Annotated in this window: 21 protein-coding genes; 10 read left to right on the top strand and 11 right to left on the bottom strand. The window is 61.1% G+C overall.

The window, feature by feature from the left end:
• The first annotated feature begins 2 nt into the window (after positions 1-2).
• Positions 3-1,052: a hypothetical protein gene (locus tag AAC126_RS05090; protein ID WP_339850668.1), complete on the top strand. Its 1,050-nt coding sequence runs from the start codon at positions 3-5 to the stop codon at positions 1,050-1,052.
• Positions 1,053-1,064: 12 nt separating this feature from the next.
• Here AAC126_RS05090 and AAC126_RS05095 read toward each other — a convergent pair whose 3' ends face one another.
• Positions 1,065-1,781, bottom strand: coding sequence for an SOS response-associated peptidase (locus AAC126_RS05095; protein ID WP_339850669.1), 717 nt, complete (start codon positions 1,779-1,781; stop codon positions 1,065-1,067).
• An 85-nt stretch (positions 1,782-1,866) separates the two neighbouring features.
• On the opposite strand from AAC126_RS05095, the gene cysQ reads away from it, so the two are divergent.
• Complete coding sequence (gene cysQ / locus AAC126_RS05100; RefSeq protein WP_339850671.1) at positions 1,867-2,640, top strand: 3'(2'),5'-bisphosphate nucleotidase CysQ; 774 nt, start codon at positions 1,867-1,869, stop codon at positions 2,638-2,640.
• On the opposite strand, the gene parA is transcribed toward cysQ, so the two are convergent.
• Entirely contained in the window at positions 2,637-3,287 is a 651-nt protein-coding gene (gene parA / locus AAC126_RS05105; protein ID WP_339850673.1) for a ParA family partition ATPase, read from the bottom strand. The genes cysQ and parA overlap by 4 nt on opposite strands.
• A gap of 122 nt (positions 3,288-3,409) precedes the next feature.
• Between parA and AAC126_RS05110 the strand changes: the two genes are divergently transcribed.
• The 5 genes from AAC126_RS05110 to AAC126_RS05130 all read left to right on the top strand — a co-directional run bounded on the left by AAC126_RS05110 (position 3,410) and on the right by AAC126_RS05130 (position 8,720).
• Entirely contained in the window at positions 3,410-4,363 is a 954-nt protein-coding gene (locus tag AAC126_RS05110) for an L-threonylcarbamoyladenylate synthase (protein WP_339850675.1), read from the top strand.
• A 92-nt stretch (positions 4,364-4,455) separates the two neighbouring features.
• Positions 4,456-5,922: an FAD-binding oxidoreductase gene (locus AAC126_RS05115; protein WP_339850677.1), complete on the top strand. Its 1,467-nt coding sequence runs from the start codon at positions 4,456-4,458 to the stop codon at positions 5,920-5,922.
• Positions 5,923-6,043: 121 nt separating this feature from the next.
• A complete protein-coding gene (locus AAC126_RS05120; protein ID WP_339850678.1) occupies positions 6,044-6,532 on the top strand; it encodes an Hsp20/alpha crystallin family protein in 489 nt (162 codons plus the stop codon).
• A 161-nt stretch (positions 6,533-6,693) separates the two neighbouring features.
• A complete protein-coding gene (locus AAC126_RS05125; RefSeq protein WP_339850679.1) occupies positions 6,694-8,484 on the top strand; it encodes an acyl-CoA dehydrogenase in 1,791 nt (596 codons plus the stop codon).
• Positions 8,485-8,492: 8 nt separating this feature from the next.
• The gene (locus tag AAC126_RS05130) at positions 8,493-8,720 is read left to right on the top strand and encodes a hypothetical protein (protein WP_339850680.1); all 228 of its coding nucleotides are present in this window, start codon (positions 8,493-8,495) and stop codon (positions 8,718-8,720) included.
• Positions 8,721-8,750: 30 nt separating this feature from the next.
• Here the strand turns inward: AAC126_RS05130 and AAC126_RS05135 are convergent, their stop codons facing one another.
• Both AAC126_RS05135 and AAC126_RS05140 read right to left on the bottom strand, forming a co-directional pair.
• A complete protein-coding gene (locus AAC126_RS05135) occupies positions 8,751-9,332 on the bottom strand; it encodes a hypothetical protein (protein WP_339850681.1) in 582 nt (193 codons plus the stop codon).
• 80 nt (positions 9,333-9,412) lie between these two features.
• Entirely contained in the window at positions 9,413-9,997 is a 585-nt protein-coding gene (locus AAC126_RS05140) for a hypothetical protein (RefSeq protein ID WP_339850683.1), read from the bottom strand.
• 191 nt (positions 9,998-10,188) lie between these two features.
• On the opposite strand from AAC126_RS05140, the gene AAC126_RS05145 reads away from it, so the two are divergent.
• Complete coding sequence (locus tag AAC126_RS05145; protein ID WP_339850684.1) at positions 10,189-10,731, top strand: DUF924 family protein; 543 nt, start codon at positions 10,189-10,191, stop codon at positions 10,729-10,731.
• Positions 10,732-10,784: 53 nt separating this feature from the next.
• The gene (locus AAC126_RS05150) at positions 10,785-11,726 is read left to right on the top strand and encodes a 2-hydroxyacid dehydrogenase (protein WP_339850686.1); all 942 of its coding nucleotides are present in this window, start codon (positions 10,785-10,787) and stop codon (positions 11,724-11,726) included.
• 18 nt (positions 11,727-11,744) lie between these two features.
• On the opposite strand, the gene AAC126_RS05155 is transcribed toward AAC126_RS05150, so the two are convergent.
• A complete protein-coding gene (locus AAC126_RS05155) occupies positions 11,745-12,599 on the bottom strand; it encodes a LysR substrate-binding domain-containing protein (RefSeq protein WP_339850688.1) in 855 nt (284 codons plus the stop codon).
• Positions 12,600-12,702: 103 nt separating this feature from the next.
• Here AAC126_RS05155 and AAC126_RS05160 point away from each other — a divergent pair, with 103 nt between their 5' ends.
• Positions 12,703-13,722 (top strand): permease, encoded by a 1,020-nt coding sequence (locus tag AAC126_RS05160; RefSeq protein WP_339850689.1) that lies wholly within the window; start codon positions 12,703-12,705, stop codon positions 13,720-13,722.
• 4 nt (positions 13,723-13,726) lie between these two features.
• Here AAC126_RS05160 and AAC126_RS05165 read toward each other — a convergent pair whose 3' ends face one another.
• The 6 genes from AAC126_RS05165 to AAC126_RS05190 all read right to left on the bottom strand — a co-directional run bounded on the left by AAC126_RS05165 (position 13,727) and on the right by AAC126_RS05190 (position 20,517).
• A complete protein-coding gene (locus AAC126_RS05165) occupies positions 13,727-14,185 on the bottom strand; it encodes a thioesterase family protein (protein WP_339850690.1) in 459 nt (152 codons plus the stop codon).
• A gap of 128 nt (positions 14,186-14,313) precedes the next feature.
• Positions 14,314-16,182, bottom strand: a complete 1,869-nt coding sequence (locus tag AAC126_RS05170; protein WP_339850692.1) for a TRAP transporter permease — start codon at positions 16,180-16,182, stop codon at positions 14,314-14,316.
• Positions 16,183-16,269: 87 nt separating this feature from the next.
• Positions 16,270-17,214 (bottom strand): TAXI family TRAP transporter solute-binding subunit, encoded by a 945-nt coding sequence (locus tag AAC126_RS05175; protein WP_339850694.1) that lies wholly within the window; start codon positions 17,212-17,214, stop codon positions 16,270-16,272.
• Positions 17,215-17,417: 203 nt separating this feature from the next.
• Positions 17,418-19,142: an L-arabinonate dehydratase gene (gene araD / locus AAC126_RS05180; RefSeq protein WP_339850696.1), complete on the bottom strand. Its 1,725-nt coding sequence runs from the start codon at positions 19,140-19,142 to the stop codon at positions 17,418-17,420.
• A gap of 80 nt (positions 19,143-19,222) precedes the next feature.
• Positions 19,223-19,705, bottom strand: a complete 483-nt coding sequence (locus AAC126_RS05185) for a GNAT family N-acetyltransferase (protein WP_339850697.1) — start codon at positions 19,703-19,705, stop codon at positions 19,223-19,225.
• A gap of 113 nt (positions 19,706-19,818) precedes the next feature.
• The gene (locus AAC126_RS05190) at positions 19,819-20,517 is read right to left on the bottom strand and encodes a 3-oxoacid CoA-transferase subunit B (RefSeq protein WP_339850722.1); all 699 of its coding nucleotides are present in this window, start codon (positions 20,515-20,517) and stop codon (positions 19,819-19,821) included.
• Positions 20,518-20,705: the final 188 nt, after the last annotated feature.

Consider the following 20,705-nt stretch of genomic DNA (forward strand, 5'->3'; position numbering starts at 1 on the left):
TCATGAAGCGATATGCGCATTATTACCTCCAGTCCCGCCCCGCCACCGACCGTGGCGGCTCTTGGGAAACCGTCGAGCAGGCCCGGGCCTATTCCGTCCTGAAATCCGGATTGGCGCGGGAAATCGCGAATGATCGCGGCGCGGAAATCCGGCTGGTCGGCGCGTACCACGACGATGCATCCGGCGACTGGCAATATGCCCAGCTGTTCTATCTTGACCAGTCCAGCATCGATTTGCCGATGGCCGAGGATGAGCCCGAACCCGGCTACAATCCCAATTTCGACGATGATGCGGTGGACGGTTTCGGAGCGGAGTCCGGGCCGGAAGAATATGACGAGGAGCGGACCGAAGCTCCGCGCCGGGACGAAAGTGTCTCGATGACTTACGAGCCGGAGCCGGCCGAAGCCGAAGAGACCTGGCCCGTAGACCGGGGCGGTGCCTCCGAACGTCAGGCCTACGATGACCTCCCGCCCATCTTCCGGAAACCCGCGCCCCGGAAAAAACGCTCCGCCCTGAAAACCATCATCCTGCTGCTGCTCGTCCTGCTGCTCCTTGGCGGCGGCGCGATCTCGGTCATGCTGTACCTGCAGCATCCTGCGATGCTTTCTCTCGCCGACAAGGTCGGTCTTGGCAGCTACGCCCGCATGTTCCCGCATGCCTCAATGGCCCATGACGAGCCGGAAATGGGGAGCCATACGGCGGATGAGCCTGTGGTGATGCCCCTGACCACGGGCAATGTCATCCGCTATAGCGGCATTGCGCCGACGCTGGTCGGCCGCTGGTCACCGGACAATTGCGCGGAGAATTACGTGATCTTCACCGGTTCCGGCTACACCGTGACCCGCGAAGGAAAGACCTCTGCGGAAACCGTCAATATCACCGAGACCATGGAAGACGATTTCCAGTTCTACCTGCGGCGCTCCCCCACGCTTGTTGAGCATCTGCAGAAGCTCGGGCCGAACGATATCCAGATGGCGGGATCGACCGGCACAGGCGGCTTCATGGCAAGCGGCAACACAATCCAGATCCTGAATCGCTGCCCCCGGGAATAGAGCAAGCCTCTGTCAGAACAGGGAGCCTTGCCGTGGAGAGGGCCCGGGCGCGTCCGCACTACCCTCCTCTCCTTCAACGACGGGCTCCATCAGCGCCGGGTCGTCGTTCCGGACATTTCCGACGCGCGTCGAGACGGGCGTGAAAACCAGATCTTCCTTGCCATAAGGGCGCAACAGCGCCGCCCTGTCTCCGGTATCTCCTTCCAGCCAGCAGGCAAATTCCTCCGGCTCAGACAGCATGACCGGCATCCGGTGGTGGATGTGTTCGATCCTGGGATCGGCATCCACGGTCAGCAGAGTGAAAGTTTCTACCGGCTCGGCGCCTTTGTCCCAGTGCTCCCAAAGCCCCGCGAACGCAAACGGGCGCTCTCCCTCAAGCGAGACCCTGTAAGGCTGTTTACCGCCAGCAACCTTGCGCCATTCATAAAAGCCATCCGCCGGCACCAGGCAGCGCCGCTTCGCATAGGCATCGCGGAAAGACGGCTTCTCAGCGGCCGTTTCCGATCGCCCGTTGATAAGGGATGCGGCCCGGCTTTCATCCGGCGCCCAGCCCGGCACCAGCCCCCAGCGGAGCCGGTCCATATGCCGTTTGCCGTCACGATCCCGGATCACCGGCGCGGTCTGCATCGGCGCCATATTGTAACGCGGCTCCAGATTGAGCATGTCCGTCACCGCGAAGAGCCGGAACAGATCTTCCGGGGGCGTTTTGATGCTGTAACGACCGCACATGCCTGTTCAAACCCGTCCAATTCCAGTATTGCAGATCGAAACTACGACCGACACCGCCCCCTATCAACACTCTGCCGGACAGATCATGGACAAACAGGCCCTGCTGAACGAAGTCATTCTGATTGCCCGGGACGCCTCGGCTCTGATCCTGAAATATTACGAGGGCGAGATCGCGGTCGACGAGAAGACGGACGGCTCGCCGGTTACCGCCGCGGACCGGGCAGCCGATGCGCTGATCTTCCCCGCGCTTGAAAAGCTGACACCGGAAATCCCGATCATCTCGGAAGAGAGCTTCGCCGACGGCCACAATCCGGATGTCTCCGGCGGCACCTTCTGGCTGGTCGACCCGCTGGACGGCACCAAGGAATATATCCGCCGGAACGGTGACTTCACGGTGAATATCGGTCTGGTGGAGAATTTCGAGCCCACTCTGGGTGTGGTGCTGACACCTGTTGACGGCCGGGCCTCCGCCGGTTTCGTCGGTGGCGGCGCGTTCGAGGAAGAAGCCGACGGTACCCGCACGCCGATTTCCGTGCGCGAGGCCACGCCGGAAACGCTGACGGTCGTTGCCAGCCGCTCCCACCGCTCGCCGGAGCTTGAGGAATATATCGAGACCCTGAAACCGGCTCATTCCGTGTCGCGCGGCTCGGCGCTGAAATTCTGCCTCGTGGCCCGTGGTGAAGCGGACGTTTATCCGCGCACCGGCCCGACCTGCGAATGGGATACCGCCGCTGGCCACGCCGTGCTGAATTCCGCCGGCGGCACCATGACCGCGTTCGACGGCACGCCGTTCCGTTACGGCAAGTCCGGAGAAAAGTTCCTCAATGGGATGTTCATCGCCAAGGGCCGCAACGTTTAACCGGCGGCCTTCAGCACCAACTTTGCCAGTGCGGTGATCTCTTTCGCCGCGACGCTGCTTTTCGCGAATTCAACGACGCCAAGCCCGTCCGCCATGCTGCTGGCCAGAGCCACGCGATTGCCGATCTGCGTTTTAGCCACCGGCACCTTAAGTTCAGCCAGCGCCGCGACCATGCGTTCCGTCAGTTTTGCCCGTGGCGGTACCCGGTTGAGCACCAGAAGCACCGGGGTTTTTTCCTTGGCCGCCATATCCAGAGTCGGTTTCGTCGCCCAGACATCCATCGGGCTCGGCTGCACCGGAATGACGGCCAGATGGGCATTGCGCACTGCGATCCGCGCCTCGGTCTCGGCATGGGGCGGGGAATCGACGATGACCACATCGTTTTCCTTCGCCTGGCGCTCGATCTCCGACGCAGCGCGCCAGCCGGTGACCTGCAGGATTTCCAGCCCGCCCTTGCCCTTGTAGACAAGATCACCATGCATTTCGGCCCGCATGTCGAACCAGGTGGAAAGGCTCATCTGCGGATCGATATCGATGGCCGCGACGCGCATGCCGCTATGTGCCAGCGCAACGGCAAGCTGGGCCGCCAGCGTGGTCTTGCCCGCTCCGCCCTTCTGTTGCGCAATAGTGATGATGGTTCCCGTCATGGCCGCACTCCCAGGCTGCATCACGACTGTATCGCAAGCGCCACGTTAACACCATTATTGTGCAGCGCAACATAAGACCATCTCTTGACCGCACCCGCCGGACCGGCGGATAAGCGGCGGTCATGATCGAAACACGGGTTCTGAAACCAACCGACGCGGCACTCTACGAAGCCGCCGCGACCCTCGCGGCCGGCGCGCTTGTGGCGTTCCCGACCGAAACCGTCTACGGGCTCGGCGGCGATGCAACCAGCGACACGGCTGTCGCCCGGATATTCGAGGCAAAAGCCCGGCCGAGCTTCAACCCGCTGATCTCGCACGTGCCGGATCTGGATGCCGCTTTCGCCCTCGGCGATTTTGACGCGCGCGCCCGAGCCGTCGCCGAAACCTTCTGGCCGGGGCCGATGACTCTGGTGGTACGGCGTCGGGAAAACTGTCCAATCTCCCTGCTGGCCAGCGCCGGCCTCGACACCATCGCCATTCGGGTGCCTGCACATCCGCTCGCCGCCGAGCTGCTGCGCGCCGTTGACCGCCCCATCGCCGCGCCAAGCGCCAATCCCTCCGGCCGGGTCAGCCCGACCACGGCGGAGCATGTGTTCGCCGGGCTGGCAGGCAAGGTCTCGATCATTCTGGATGGCGGCCCCTGCTCCGTTGGTCTTGAATCCACCGTGCTGGACCTCTCGGGAGAAACACCAACGATCCTCCGGCCTGGAGCGATCACCGCCGAGATGCTGACGCCACTGCTCGGGCAGGTTTCGGCTGCCGGCACCGGCGCAAAAATCGCCGCGCCCGGCATGCTGGAGAGCCATTACGCACCGGCGCTTCCGGTCCGTCTCAATGCAACATCCGCCGATGACGGGGAAATCTTTCTCGGCTTCGGCGCCACCGCTGGCCCCGCCGGCTCGGAGACACTCAGCGCTTCGGGCGATCTCACCGAGGCAGCGGCCCGCCTGTTCGCCCTGCTGCGTGCGCTGGACAGGCCCGGAGCAACCGGAATCGCCGTCGCGCCGATCCCAGCGGAGGGCCTTGGCACCGCCATTAACGACCGGCTCCGCCGCGCCGCTGCTCCACGCGCATAGGTGCCTTCGCGCCGTGGCGGGTTGCCGTTCCGGCGCCGGTCACTAATATTGCCGCCAATCAACTTTATCCACGCAGTTCCGGAGACCGCGTCATGTCCGCCCCGCGCACCACGGCCCTACCCGATGCGCCCTATTCGCCGACCGCCGAAGAGGCCGCCGCGCTCGAAAAGATCAAGGAAATCGTCGGTCCGAAGGGCTGGACTTCCGACCCCTCCGCCATGGAGCCCAATCTTGTAGAGGATCGCGGGCTGTTTCATGGCCGCGCGCAGATGGTGGTCAAACCGACGACCGCAGCTGAAGTCTCCAGTGTCCTGAAGCTCTGCAACGAAGCGGGTATCCCGGTCGTTCCCCAGGGCGGCAACACCAGCCTGTGCGGCGGGTCCGTGCCGTTCGAGACCGGCAACGAGATCGTCCTGTCGCTCGCCCGGATGAACAAGATCCGGTCGATCGATCCGCTGAACTACACAATGACAGTGGAAGCCGGCTGCGTGCTGCAGTTCCTGCAGGAAGAAGCCGCCAAGGCGGATCGTTATTTCCCGCTCAGCCTCGCTGCCGAAGGCAGCTGCATGATCGGCGGCAATCTCAGCACCAATGCGGGCGGCACCAACGTCCTGCGCTATGGCAACACCCGGGATCTGACGCTTGGCCTTGAGGTCGTACTGCCGGACGGCCGGATCTGGAACGGGCTCGGCAGCTTGCGCAAGGACAATACGGGCTACGACCTGAAGCATCTTTTCATTGGCGCCGAAGGCACTCTCGGCATCATCACCGCTGCGGTCGTCAAGCTGTTCCCGAAGCCCCGCGATATCCGCACCGCCTTTTGCGCCATCCGCGATGTGGACGCGGCCATCGAGCTGCTGCAGCGGGCACGAGCGGAAAGCGGCGACAGCGTCGAGACGTTCGAGCTGATCCCGCGGCTGGTCATCGACCTTGTTCTGAAGCATATGCCAGACTGCCAGGACCCGCTGGGCGAACGGTACGAGATGTATACGCTGATCGAACTGGTCACCACGTCGGACAATGACACCGGCATTGAGGAACGGTTCGAGGCCATTCTCGGTGCCGCCATGGAAGATGGCCTGATCCTGGATGCTGCCCTCGCCCAGAACGAACAGCAGCGTCAGGAATTCTGGAAGCTGCGCGAGAATGCGTCCGAATCCCAGAAGATCGAAGGCGCCTCCATCAAGCACGACGTCTCCGTTCCGGTTGCCAGCCTGCCTGCTTTCTACAAGGCCGCAGCAGAGGCGATCAGCAAGGTGGACAAGAATGCCCGGATCGTTGCCTTCGGGCATGCCGGGGATGGCAACCTGCATTACAATGTGGCGGAGCCGGAAGGCGGCGATTCAAAGGCATTCGTCAATCGCTGGGACGAGTATAACCGGGCAGTCCACGATGTTGTCGTGTCCTTCGGCGGCTCGATCAGCGCGGAGCACGGTATCGGCCGCCTGAAGCGGGACGAGCTGGCCCACTACAAGGACCCGGTTGCGCTCGACCTCATGCGCACGCTCAAGAATGCGATAGATCCAAACGGCATCATGAATCCCGGCAAGGTGATCTGATATCTTTCTATCTTTCCTGCCCCGGACGCTTATTGACCTAGCTCAATGAGCGTCCGGCGGTGACTGCCTATTCTCCTGCACCTGAGCATTACCGAATGTTCCAGAGCGAAGGAGAAACGCCATGGGCAACATCACAGAGAGTAAGAGTTCGGAACCCGTCAAAACATACGCGGACCCGTTTTCGGCCTTTCGCGCCGAAATGGACCGTATGTTTCACAGCTTTCTGCAATCCCCCGCATTTTCCATGCCGCTGCCTTTCGCCGGTGCGCATAACGGCCTCGTTATTCCCACCACGGACATGAAGGAAAGCGACACCGAGATCTCCATCTCCACCGAACTCCCCGGCATGGGGGAAGAGGATGTCGAGGTCACGGTGAAGAACGGGACCATCACTGTGAAAGGCGAGAAGACCGAGGAAAAGAAAGACGAGAAGGACAATTACCATCTAACGGAACGCCGTTACGGCCAGTTCCGGCGCTCCTTCACGGTCCCGGAAAACATCGATGAGGCGAAGATCAAGGCCGCCTTCGATAAAGGTGTTCTCAGCATTTCGATGCCGAAGAGTAAAGACGGCACACACGCGGAGCGCCGTATCAAGATCGGCACCTGATTACCTTGTCCGGCTCTACACCGGAGCCGGACTTCACTCATCACTTCCCTGGCTTGTATTCCGTCCTATTTGGATTGCAACCCGTGCTGCAAGCACTAGACTGCGGCAAACAATTGGGAGCCGGATATCATAACCCGCTCCGGCAAAGTGTGAGGAAATCGATGTCTGTTTATTCCGCCCCGCTTGATGATATGCGCTTCACGCTGCGCGAAATTGTCGGCTTCGACAAGATCGCCGCGCTGCCGGGTTTCGACGGCACCGATCAGGAACTCACGGACCAGATTCTGGAAGAAGCGGGCAAGTTTTCCCGCGATGTCCTGGCCCCGCTGAACGAAGTCGGCGACAAGGAAAAGGCGCGGCTGGAAAACGGCGTGGTTCGTCCGGTCCCGGGATTTTCGGATGCCTACAGCCAGTTCTGGCAGGGTGGCTGGAACGCCATGCCGTTCGAGGAAGAATTCGGCGGCCAGAATCTGCCGGTCTCCCTGACCATGGCGGTCTGGGAAATGTGGAACAGCGCCAACCTCGCCTTCGCCCTCTGTCCACTGCTCACGCAGGCCGGCATCGAGGCCATGACCAAGCATGCGAGTGCCGAGCAGAAGGAAAAATACCTGCACAAGCTGGTTTCCGGCGAATGGACCGGAACCATGAACCTGACCGAGCCGCAATCCGGCACCGATCTCGGCGCCATCCGTACCCGGTCCGAGCGCAAGGGCGATCACTATCTTCTGAAGGGCCAGAAGATATTCATCACCTGGGGCGATCACGACATGACGGACAACATCGTCCATCTCGTCCTCGCCCGCTCTCCCGACGGACCTCCCGGCAGCAAGGGGCTCTCGCTCTTCATCGTGCCGAAATTCCTGGTCAATGACGACGGCTCCCTCGGCGCCCGGAACGATGTCCGGCCGGTCTCGCTGGAAGAAAAGCTCGGCATCCATGCCAGCCCGACCTGCGTCATGTCCTATGGCGATAATGAAGGCGCCGTCGCCTATCTGATCGGCGAGGAAAATCGCGGCATCGAATATATGTTCGTGATGATGAACAACGCCCGCCTCGGGGTTGGCCTACAGGGCCTCGCCATTGCCGAACGCGCCTACCAGCAAGCAGTCGCCTTTTCCCGCGACCGGGTGCAAAGCCGCGCCATTCAGGGCAGCGACGGGCCGGTTGCGATCATCCAGCACCCCGACGTCCGCCGCATGCTGCTCGGCATGAAGAGCCAGATCGAGGGCATGCGCGGTCTTTGCTATTACACCGCCGCCGAGATCGACCGGGCCAACCGGGAGGAAGCCCTGGAGAAAAGAGCGCGTGCCCAGCGCCGTGTCGACCTGATGATCCCGGTGGTGAAATCCTGGTGTACCGATACCGGCCTCGCCATCACCTCGACCAACATCCAGATCCATGGCGGCATGGGCTTCATCGAGGAAACAGGCGCCGCCCAGCATTACCGCGATGCAAGGATCACCACGATCTACGAAGGCACCAACGGCGTGCAGGCGATGGATCTGATCGGCCGCAAAGTCGCCCGTGACGGCGGAGAAGCCGCGAAGGAACTGTTTGCCGATATTCGCGCCGATCTGGAGCCGCTGCGCGCCAGCGACGATCTGTCAGCCCGCGCCATCGTCCGCAACATGGACGCGGCCCTGGAGGCGGCGGAAAGCGCCGTGCAATGGCTGGTCACGACCTTCCCCTCCGACACCGGCAAAGCCGCTTCCGGGGGCGTCTCCTTCCAGAACCTGATGGGTTTGCTCTGTGCCGGCTGGCTGCTGGCGCGCGGCGTTAAAGCAGCCATGGAGCAGAAGCAAAGCGCCAATGGCGATGCGGCCTTTCTGGAAAGCAAGCTGATCAGCGCCCGGTTCTTCGCCGATTATCACCTGAGCCAGGCCCCGGCCTTGCTGCCGCAGGTCACCGATGCAGGCGACAGTGTGATGGCCATGGCGCTGGATCAGTTCTAGACCGCGTGATGACGAAGCCTCTCGTCATCACCTCCAGAAACAGCGCCGACGGGCTTTTGTGCGTCGATGTGTATCAGAGAACGGATGGCAGCTTCGGCTTCGAGGAATTTCGCCGCGATCCGGAGGATGCCTCAGGCTGGTATGCCGTGGGCGGTTTCAGCGATCTCCGCTTCAACTCCGCCCGTAATGCAGACCGGGACGCGGCCGCCCGCGTCTCTTGGTACGGAGACGGCTAGGGCGTCCATCCCGGAAGGGCAGGCACCGGCTCACTGAAGCGCCGATATCCGGAACCCTTCCCGATCATTCTTCCGCTCTTTCTCGGCCGGGAACAGCTCGTTCATCGTGGTCCAGATCATGCGCCGGAAAACAGGGTCGTTAATTCCCTCCGGAGCGGGTCCTTCGGACCATGCTGTGCTGAGCGGCTCGGTCTTTGCGCAAAAGGCCGCATCAAGGCGCAATTTACCGGCAACCTGATGCGTCGGGATCGGAGCTTCCTCACAGAGCTGATCGGGGGAGCCGACGATTGAAGCATTCGCGAAAATGACGATCCGGTAATCCGGATGGGCGGTGCTCTCGCAATCGGCGGTGAACCGCGCGGGAGAGCCGAGGATCGCACCGGAGGCATAACCGGCTACAACAGCGGCAGCCTGATTGTCACCCACGAATGGCGTGCCGGACATAGTCAGGCAGACCGGCGTTTCGGCCGCCGCATAGGTCAGATATTCGCGCTTACCCTCATTATCGACCCCGGAATATCCCTGCATCGAGGTCACGCAGCCAGCAAGCAACATGGTGGAGAAAAGTGCTCCGGCTGCAACGGCTTTCCCTGTCCTGCGATTATGTTCCACATCACTCTCCCGTGCGGCACATCCGAAAGCGCCTTTCAAGAATATGGGCTGTCAGCCAAGCGCATCACAGCCCACACAAATCAGAAAATTCCTTCAAGCGGATTCAGCTTTATCCGGGGGACCGGATCGAACTCGAGAATGCCAAGACTGCCATTGTCGTTTGAATCGGCCTGGAACATTTCGTGGGCTGCTTGAAGCAACAAATTGCGGTAGTTCGGGTCCGCCAGCGTGGTCATCCGGTCGGACCGGGCAACCACACCCGCAATGGCAACATCCTGCCGGCAAAACACCATATAAAGGCTCTGCCGGTCTCCGCGCCGGTCATAGCCCAGCGGTTTCTGTGCATTCGCGGAGCAAACGCCTTCGGCACTGGTCGAGACGGGCGGATCGAAGGCGATCCGGAACCGGTACTGGGGCGCTCCGGCCACTGCCGGGTTGAGCGTGAAACCGTCAGGAACCTCGGGGTAGACACCGGAAAGAATTTTCGCGGAAACCGCCGCCGTTTCCCCCTTGCCTTCACGGAAGGGCTCGCCCGAGACCTGAAGCAGCATCGGGCCCTGCTTGCCGGCAAAAGCCAGAACGCGCTTCTTGGCGCCTCCGCTTACCCCCGTCTGGGACTGAACGACGGACGTTCCGCACCCGGCAACGAGTAACAATACAGCCATTGAGGCTAAGCATTTTCTCAAACGGCGGGCCATGTCCTCTCCAAATCCAAAATGGTGTCGGGCGACTGTCCCATGCAGGACTTCACACTGTCACCACATGGATATCCGCAGGGCGGAAGTCCAGCGCATTTACCTAACGCACTCCGCGGGTTTATCGTTCCCGTTCAACAACGTGGAACCTGGACCAAGATATGCGTGAAATTGATCAGATACACAGCTTCTGGTTCGAGGAATGCTCCGAAAAGCAATGGTTCGAAAAAGATCCGGAACTAGACCGGCAAATCCGGGAGCGCTTCGGCGCACTCGTTGAAGCCGCATCCCGGGGCAAGCTGGAGGACTGGCTGGACACGCCACGCGGCGCCCTTGCCTATATCCTGCTGCTCGATCAATTCACCCGGAATATCCATCGCGGGTCGAGCCAGGCTTTCGCCGCCGATGCGAAAGCCCGCGCGGCGGCGATCAAGGCTCTTGTGGACGGTTACGACCGGGATTTACCCGACAGGGAAAAAGCCTTCCTCTACCTGCCGTTCGAACATAGCGAGGAACTTGAAGACCAGGAGCGTAGCGTTGCCCTGTTCGAGGCACTCGGCAACGACACATCGACCGACTACGCTGTGCGCCACCGGGATATCATCGCCCGTTTCGGACGCTTTCCCCATCGCAATGACGTTCTCGGACGCGAAAGCACCGACGCTGAGCAGGAATTCCTGAAACAACCGGGTTCTTCTTTCTAATCCCAACCAGTACTGACAGGCCGGGATAAGGCCGCAAGAAAAGGAAATATATCGTGGCAGACAAACCTCACGTCCTGATCCCCGCCCCCTATTACAAGCCCGCGATGGACCGGCTGGACGAGATCGCCACCACGCATCATCTCTACAGCGCGCCGGACCCGCAGAAGATGCTGGCCGAAGTCGGCGAAAAATGCGTCGCCTTCGCCACCTTCATGAAATGCGACCCGCCACTGCTGGATCTGGTGCCTAACGCCAAGCTGATCGCCAATTTCGGCGTCGGCTATGATGCCATCGATATCGAGGATGCGAACCGCCGAGGCGTCAAGGTGACCAACACCCCCGACGTGCTGAATGATTGTGTCGCCGATCTTGCTCTTGGCCTGCTGATCTCCACACGTCGGCATATCGTCGATGCGGACCGCTTCGTGCGCGCCGGTCAGTGGCCGGTGAAGAAGCTCTATCCGTTCGTGAACAAGGTGCATCATTCCAAGGTCGGTATCGTTGGCCTCGGCCGTATCGGGCTCGAAATTGCAGACCGCTGCGCCGCCTTCAAGATGGACATTTCCTATCACAACCGCTCCATGAAGCCGGATGTACCCTACCGCTTTTACCCCGATCTGGTGGAGATGGCCCGGGACGTGGAAATCATGGTCGTCATCACTCCGGGCGGTGCCGCCACCAACAATCTGGTGGATGAAGCCGTGCTGGAAGCGCTCGGCCCGCAGGGCCTGCTGGTAAACGTCGCTCGAGGCTCCGTCGTTGACATGGATGCCTTGATCGCCTGCCTGAAGGATGGCCGCCTCGGCGCTGCCGGTCTCGACGTCTATCCGGACGAACCGAACGCCCCGGACGAGTTGTTCGACATGACGAACGTGGTCCTGACACCGCATATCGCCAGCGCCACGCACGACACGCGCATGGCCATGGGGATGCTGGTCTACAACAACATCAAGGCTTTCTTCGCAGGTGAGGACCTGATCACGCCGGTCAATTAAAGACCCGATCAGGGGGAATCAAACCCGGCGGAAGGCGCGGCGCAGACTGTCGCTCATTGCGGCACACAGCTCCGGATCCGCGCCTTCCCGCCGTTCGATCACCAGAATGGATGGCGGCAGAGCCGGAAAACCGTCCGCCGGAGAGAGCGTGACAAGATCGCCCTGTATTGCCGAGCGGTTCAGAACGCCAACGGCAATCCCCGCACGAATGGCCGCTGCCACTCCGGTGGCGGTTTCGCTGGAATAGACAATGCGATACCGGCGTCCGCTGTCCCGCAATGACGAGATCGCCACGTCCCGCCACCAGCAGGCCCTGTCGAACAGCGCGATCGGCAGCGGGTCATCCCGTTGCACTGAATGCGCACGTGATCCCGCCCAGGCAATGGGCTCGGCCCAGAGCTGCTCCATGCCGGGAGCAACGCTGCCGACCTCATGCACCGCGAGATCCAGACGCCCCTCGGCCAGCGCCTTTGGAAAGCCCGCGCTGAAGGTGCAATGCACGCTGAGTTCAACCCCGGGATAGGTCCGGGCAAAATCAGCCACCACGCGGGACAGCCTGCCTTCACGATCGTCATCAGGGATACCGACTCTCAGCTTCCCGGAAAGTGCATTCCCCGTCAGCTCGGCCAGGGTTTCGTCAAGCTGCCGCACCACGCCTCGGGCCACTGATTCCAGCTTCTCGCCCACAGCCGTCAGGCGAACACCACGGCCATGACGCTCGAATACAGTCGCCCCGAGCAGAGCTTCAAGTTTCGCAATCTGGGTGCTGGCGGCAGATTGTGAGCGGTAGATTCGCGCGGCCCCGCCGACAAAACTTCCCGCGTCACTGATCGCCAGGAACGTGCGCAGCAGATCGCTCTCAAGATGGGACATTCACATCCATCGATAAATTGAATACCTACATTCCATATTATTCGTTTTTCAAAATTCATCTCAAGCAACAATCTGTCCGTGAACACAGACAGGAGCCGAGATGATGAGCGATTGTGCATCCACCGCGCCGGTTATGACGCGCCGAACCATGTGCGTTCTCGGGGCGGCATTGATCGCCCTCCTGACAATCGCGCTGGCCTTTCCGGCCCACAGCGTCGCCACGCTCCATTTCGTTGGCTGGAGCCTTCTGGAGGTCTCTCCTCTTGTCGTTCCCGGCGTGCTGCTTTCCGCATGGGTCCGGGCCAGCGGCGCGAGCGGGCGGATATCCGAGATATTCAGGGGCAACATGTATCGCACGATCCTGGCCGCATCGGCGATTGGCGCCGTCACACCCGTTTGCGGCGTCTCCGTCCTGCCCCTGATGGTCGGGCTCCTCGCCGGCGGCGTTCCGCTTGCGCCCGTGATGGCATTCTGGCTTTCCTCGCCAGTCACTGACCCGGCCATGCTGGCCACAACTGCCGCCACACTCGGCGTTGAATTCGCCGCCGGTAAAACGCTCGCCGCCTTTTGCATCGGGCTGGTCGGGGGAAGTCTGACGGCGATGATGGCGCACAAACCCTGGGCTGTTGCGGCATTACGGGAAAATTCAATCGTCGGCAGTCTCGGTCAGGTCTGCCAGCCGGATGGCTTCACACCCGCGATCTGGAAAGATGCAGCAAAAAGGACTGGCTTCTATCGTGAGATCAGAGCCACCACCCGCCTTATCCTGATCTGCCTGATCCCGGCTTTCGCCATGGAGCATCTGCTCGGCTACATGCTGACGCCGGAAGCCCTCTCCACCTATGTCGGCTCGGAAAACTGGTGGTCGATACCATTGGCCGTGCTGATCGGCGGGCCACTCTATCTCGATGGCTTCGCCGCCCTGCCCCTGACGCGTTCCCTGCTGGACCATGGCATGTCGCCCGGCGCGGCCATGGGGTTTCTGGTCTCGGGCGGTGTCGTCAGCATCTACGGGGCGATGGCTATCCTGCCCGTCCTGAAGCTCAAGCCGTTCCTGCTCTATCTGTTCACGGCCCTCACCGGCTCACTCGCCGCCGGATGGGTCTTCGATGCCGTGATGTAAAGCTTCAGCTTGCGCCGGACGGCCCGGCGAGCGTCATCAGACCGGCTCTGACATCCTCGGGGATCGGCATTGATTTCCGGGCCTGCATATCGAAGCAGACACCGACCACACGGGCCAGTCCGGTGACCTCGCCGTTAGACAGAATGGCCTGGCGCATGATGAGGGAGCTGTTCCCCAGCTTCTCGATCCGGGTGCCAACGCGGACCTGTCCCGGATAGTGCATTTCCTTCAGGTAATCGACCTCGATTCGGGCCACCACCCAGGAAAATCCGCCCCGGTTGCCGCCATACATCTCCCCCGCGGCATCTGCAAAAAGCGAGACGCGAGCGGATTCGAGATAAACGCCGATCGCGTTGTTGTTCACATGGCCAACCGGATCGAGATCGGCGAAACGGATCTTCTCCTCGATCCAGTAGCCGTAGCTTGCGGCGTCACGTTCGTCGAAGGCGGCACTCTCGGTCATTTCTCATCCCTGAAACAAAAACAGCGTGTTGCAACACGCTCGAACCCTGCGAACTCTACATAAAGAACGAGCCGACCAGATTGAAGTCTGATCGGCTCGCGTATCGTAAAACCCGGTTACCGGGATTGTCAGGGGTTGCTCAGGCCCGCGCTGGCGGCGGCATCCTCCCGCTTCTTCAGCGCGAAATTAGTGGCAAAGACGAAAGCCACGATCGCGATACCGATCAGGTCCGTGGTCAGCCCCGGCTTGATCAGCACGAGTGCGGCCCCGACCAGCGAAATCCTTTGCCACCATTGCAATGGTGCCACGAGGAAACCGGCCAGTCCCGAGGAGAGGCAAACCACCCCGATGATCGCCGTTACAGCCGTCGTCGCAATTGTCATCGGTGTGCCGATCAGCAACAGGGACGGGCCGAAGACGAACATGAACGGAACGATATAACCGGTCGCACCGAGTTTCACCGCGGCCACACCGGTTTCCCAGAGTTTCGCCCCGGAGATCCCGTTCGCGGCATAGACCGCAAGCGCGACCGGCGGGGTAATGGCCGACAGAATGGCGAAGTAAAGCGCGAACATATGCGCCGCTTCCAGCGCCACGCCGAGCTTCGCCAGCGCAGGCACCAGCAGGGAAACCTGCACCACGTAAGCCGGTGTTGTCGGCAGACCCATGCCGAGAATGATACCGGCGCACATGGTCAGCACCAGAGCCATGATCAGGGTGTCCTGCGAGACCTTCAGCACCAGGCTGGTAAAATCGATGCCAAGCCCCGTGAGAGAAATCACGCCGATGACAATACCGGCACAACCACAGGCGAGCGCCACCGTAACGGTGTTACGGGCACCCGCGATGAAACCCTCGACGACATTCTTCGGCGTCAGCTCGACCCGGGTATTCTTGCGCAATGCCGCCGAAATCAGCACCGACGCGATACCGGCCAGCGCCGAATAAGGTGCGCTGTAGCCCATGAACAGGAACGCACAGATCACCACCAGCGGCAGGAACATGTGGCCGCGCTCTTTCAGCACGTCCAGCAGGCGCGGCAGATCCGCCTTCGGCAGACCGCGCATGCCGAGGCGGCGTGCCTCGAAATGCACGCACATGAAGACAGCGAGGAAATACAGCACAGCCGGGATCAGGGCATAACCGATCACGGTCATGTAACTGATGCCGAGGAAGTCGGCCATGACGAAGGCAACCGCGCCCATGATCGGCGGCATGATCTGGCCACCGGTGGAGGCGACAGCTTCGACAGCCCCCGCAAAAGCCGGCGGATAACCGATGCGCTTCATCAGCGGAATGGTGAAAGTACCGGTTGTCATCACATTGGCAACGGCGCTGCCGGAAATGGTGCCGAACATACCACTGGTGATACAAGCCACCTTAGCCGGACCACCGGCAGTGTGGCCGGCGATGGCCATGGCGAAATCCATGAACAGACGGCCGGTGCCGGTCCTCTCCACCATGGCGCCGAACAGAATGAACAGCATGACATAGGTGGCCGAGACGCTGACCGGGATGCCGAAGATACCTTCCGTGCCGAGATAGAGCTGCTCCATCAGCTGCGCCGTATCGGCATTGCCGATGGTGACGGCGTAGAGCAGGAAAGCGCCGGCCGTTATCGGCAAAGCCAGGCCGACGGCACGTCGCGTCGCTTCCAGCAGAAGCACGACCATCAGGGAGCCAAGCACCCAGTCCTCGCCGCGCAGGTCGTCGACCATCATCATGCGGTTGTCGATATATTCCTGGGCCCAGAGGATATAGCCGCAGGCAACAACGCTGAGAGCCGCAAGCAACACACCGGACACATCCGGTTTATCGAGTTCGAGACCCCGGGAAGGAAAGATGAGAAAAGCAAGAACGAGAGCGAAAGCGACATGCACTGCACGGAATGTGAGTGCGTCGGGTGCGCCGAACAGGGCCGTGTAGATATGATAAGAGACCATTGACAGAGCAACGATCGAGATCACGTACTTGGCGCCGCGCAACCAATACAACATGGTGGGCCTCCGAGGCCGGAAATCTGCCGGTTGGGAAAAGAACGAGGGCGGCCATGGCCGCCCTCGTTCCGGAAACGCGTTTCCGGGTTAAAGGACGCCCTGTTCCTTGAAGAACTTCATGGCGCCCTTGTGCAGCGGAACACCGGTCTCGACGGCCATGCTCTTGGCATCGGCCGAACCGACTGCCTTGGCGACATTGGCGAGATCCGGCACGCTGGCCAGCAGATTCTTCAGCACGTCATAGACCAGCTGCTCGTCCAGATCGCAACGCGCGATGACATGCGTGGAATAGCCGATCGTACCAACCGCCTCGGTCTGACCGGGATAGCTGTTGGCCGGAACCACGATGCGCTGATAGCCGGGGTTGATCTCTTTCATCTTCGCCAGGCCATCGTCCGGAACCGGAACAACGGTGATATCGCGGGCGGAGGCAAGATCCATGACGGAGCCGGCAGGCACGGTCGAGCCAAGGGTGAACCAATCGGAATTGCCGTCTTTGAGCTGGTTCACGGAATCGGTGTAGGAGCCGTAGCTGACCTGCTTCAGATCGTCATAGCTCATGCCATAAGCCTGCAGCAGGTGCCGGGTGATGGCCTCGCCCGTGTTGCCCTTTTTCTGGGTGGTCAGGGCGGTGCCCTTCAGATCGGCCGGCGATTTGATGCTGGTGCTCTGCAGCGCGATGATCTGGAAATACTGCGGATACAGGGTCGCAACATTACAGACATTGGTAGCCTTGCTCTCGAACGGCGGCTTGCCGTTGATCGCGTCCACGGTGGAAACCGAGTTGGCGAAACCGATGTCGGCCTTGCCGGATTCAACGGCCTTCACGTTGGCGATACCGGCGCCCGGAAGAACCTGCACGCTGGTGCCGGAAACATTGTTCTCGACAATGTTCTTGATGGCGCCGCCAAGCGGATACCAGGAACCGCCCTGCGGGCCGGTCATCAGCTTGATGTTCTCGGCTTGCGCAGAAGCGGCAAAACCGATGGCGAGAACGCCCACGGCAAGAGAACGGATTACGGGTAACGACATTGTGTTTCCTCCTAATGATGATTAATTCGTTCTTGTGTTGAACGATTGTGAAACGACGGTGCTCTTTAATACGCACAATCTCGGCGCACATACTTCCGAACAATTGGGCCCGGCGCAAGGCCGCCGGGCCACGGGATTACCTCTCTGTTGGAAAGAACCGTGCGTGGTTTGCGAATAAATGCCACAATTGCAGCAGAAACTCCCTAGTGAATTTCCGGCTCCGGAGTCGGCGCCGTGCCCTCCAGAACATCAAAATCACACCCTCTGTCCGCCTGGGTGATATGGGCCGCGTAGATGGCGCCGAAACCACGCTGGAACTTCGCCGGGGGCGGTGTCCATGCGGCTCTCCGGCGTTCGAGTTCTGCCTCGTCAACCTGCAATTCGAGCGTCCGGCCCGGAATATCGAGAGCAATCATATCCCCGTCCCGAACCAGAGCCAGCGGCCCGCCGACGAAGCTTTCCGGCGCCACATGCAACACGCAGGTGCCATAGCTCGTGCCGCTCATCCGCGCGTCAGAAATCCGCACCATGTCGCGGACCCCTTCCTGCAACAGCTTCTTCGGAATCGGCAGCATGCCCCATTCCGGCATGCCCGGTCCGCCCTGCGGCCCGGCATTCTGCAGCACGAGGACCGAGTCTTTCGTCACCGGCAGGTCCGGATCGTCGATCCGCGCGGACATGTCGTTGTAATCCTTGAACACCACAGCCGGGCCGGTATGCGTATGCAGCTCGGGGTCGGCGGCAATATGCTTGATAATCGCCCCGCCCGGCGCCAGGTTTCCGCGCAACACAGCGAGTCCGCCCTCGCCCGACAACGCCTTGTCACGGCGCCGGATGACGTCCTCGTTGTAGATATCCTTGCCCTCGATATTCTCGCCGAGGGTCTTGCCGTTCACCGTCATGCAGTCGAGATGCAGGATATCCTTGATCTCATTCAGCAGCCCCGCGAGACCGCCCGCATAGAAGAAATCTTCCATCAGGTACTGACCCGACGGCCGGATATTGGCGAGGAACGGCGTGCGCCGGGAAATTTCGTCGAACCGTTCCAGATCAAGCTCGACACCGAGCCGGCCGGCCATGGCGATCAGATGCACCACCGCATTGGTCGATCCGCCCATCGCCATCACCGTCGTGATCGCATTCTCGAACGCCTTCACGGTGAAAATATCCGACGGCTTCACGTCTTCCCAGACCATATCCACGATCCGGCGGCCGCACCGGGTCGCCATCCGGGCGTGATTACTGTCGGCGGCCGGAATAGAGCCAGCATCCGCAAGCGTCAGCCCCAGCGCCTCGGCGGCGCACATCATGGTTGCCGCCGTGCCCATGGTCATGCAGGTGCCGGGCGTCCGGGCAATGCCGTCCTCGATCTCTTCCCAGTCATCCTCGGTGATATTGCCGGCGCGCAATTCGGCCCAGTATTTCCAGGTATCGCTGCCGGAGCCGAGCGTCTTGCCGCGCCAGTTACCGCGCAGCATCGGCCCTGCCGGCACGAAAAGCGCCGGGATGTTCATGCTGGCCGCGCCCATGAAAAGCGCCGGCGTGGTCTTGTCGCAGCCGCCGAGCAGCACCGCACCGTCACAGGGGTAGGAGCGCAGCAGCTCCTCCGTCTCCAGCGCCAGCAGGTTGCGGTACATCATCGTCGTCGGCTTCTGGAACGGCTCGGACAGAGAGATCGCCGGCATTTCGACCGGGAAACCGCCTGCCTGCCAGACACCGCGCTTCACCTCTTCCGCGCGGTCACGAAAATGGGTGTGGCACGGATTGATGTCTGACCAGGTGTTGATGATCGCAATGACAGGTTTTCCGGCCCAGTCCTCGCGGGCGTAGCCCATCTGCTTGGCCCGGGATCTGTGCCCGAACGAACGCAGGTCATCGACCCCATACCAGCGGTAACTCCGCAAGTCCTCATAGGATTTGCGCGTCATATATTCCTCCCATTGTCTCCGCCGTATGAAGCCCGCGGCGAGTCGGGTCCGCCTTCCCGGCGTGTTCTTTTAGGCGGTTCTTAAAGTGGTTTTTCCAGGACAAGCTCCATTGGATCGAAGCCAAATCCCCGGTAAGCGGCGAGTGCCGCTGCGTTGCGTGCAAGAGAATGAATGCGGAGCCGTCTGGCTCCCTGATTTTTCAGATGTGCTTCAATGGCTTCCAGAAGCTGCAGGGCAATATCCTTGCCGCGCCACCGGTGCAATACGAAAACATCTGAAACATATCCATGCGAGGCCAGTTCCGGGAAATTCAGGGGATCCTGATCCACGGCCATCCAGCCTGCGACGAAACCGGCGATATCCGCTCCGACCCAGGCGATGAAAATGGCGCCTGCGCCCTCTTCAGCGGAATGAATCAGATAATCGACATGCTCCGCCGCGACCCGCTCGCCCGGCTGCCGCGCCTGATGCAGATAGCGCTCGAAATCTTTCAGCTCGCACACAAGGTCGGTCAGCCCTTCCCTGTCACTTGCGCGCGCCGGCAAAATTTCTACTGCATCCATGACTTAGGAACATCCCCGGGATAGCTGCGCGGCCTCTGCCGCATTCGGAAACGCAGTGAAGCCGGGGAGCCGGATCGAGTCAACCAACGCGCTCACATCCCCCCACGCGGAGACTAGAGCGCGGGCGCGGACAGGATACCGCAGTCCGGCGCCAGGTTCAGTTCCGGCTCGGTAAGCTCCTGAAGCTCCGCGAGGGTCATGCCCTCGACCATCTCGCGGACAATCAGTCCCTTGTCTGTCACGTCGATCACCGCGAGATCCGTGAAAACCTTGGTCACGACCTGCTTGGCCGTCAGCGGGTAGCTGCAGCTCTTGACGATTTTCGGCTCGCCCTTGCGGGTCACGTGGTCGGTCAGGACCCAAACCTGCTTGGCACCGGCAGCCAGATCCATCGCGCCGCCGACGCCGGGCGGAAATTTCGGATTCTCGGTCGTCCAGTTCGCAAGATCGCCGGTCTCGGAAATCTCGAAAGCGCCGAGCAGGGCGAGATCGATATGGCCGCCCCGGATCATCACGAAGGCATCGGAATGCACAAAGAAGGAGCCGCCCGGAACCAGGGTAATCGGATCTTTCGACGCATTGATCAGCTCGGGGTCTTCGGTGCCCGGCTCGGGAGCCGGTCCCACACCGAGGATGCCGTTTTCACTATGCAGAACAATCTCGCGATCCTCTGGCATGAAGTTCGCGCAGGTGGTCGGCAAGCCAATCCCGAGATTGACGTAACTGCCGTCCGGAATTTCGTTGGCCGCACGCCAAGCGACCTGATTCCGCGTCAGTTTTTTTGCTGCGTTATCCTGAGCTGCCGCTTCCATGGCCATACCGATGCTCCAACTGCGTTTTTTATCCTGCTCCACAATAGCGGCTCCCCCCGGCTTTTGAAGTGTTGCCGCCTTGCGCGACTGACCATATAACTCAGCTCGCACGTCCCGAATAGACGGGATTCCTCACGGATCACCCAAAGAAAAACGCGGATAGTGCCGGATCGTCACCGGGTGAAGCT

Origin of the sequence: uncultured Nisaea sp. (assembly GCF_963974195.1) — a bacterium.
Lineage (GTDB): Bacteria > Pseudomonadota > Alphaproteobacteria > Thalassobaculales > Thalassobaculaceae > Nisaea.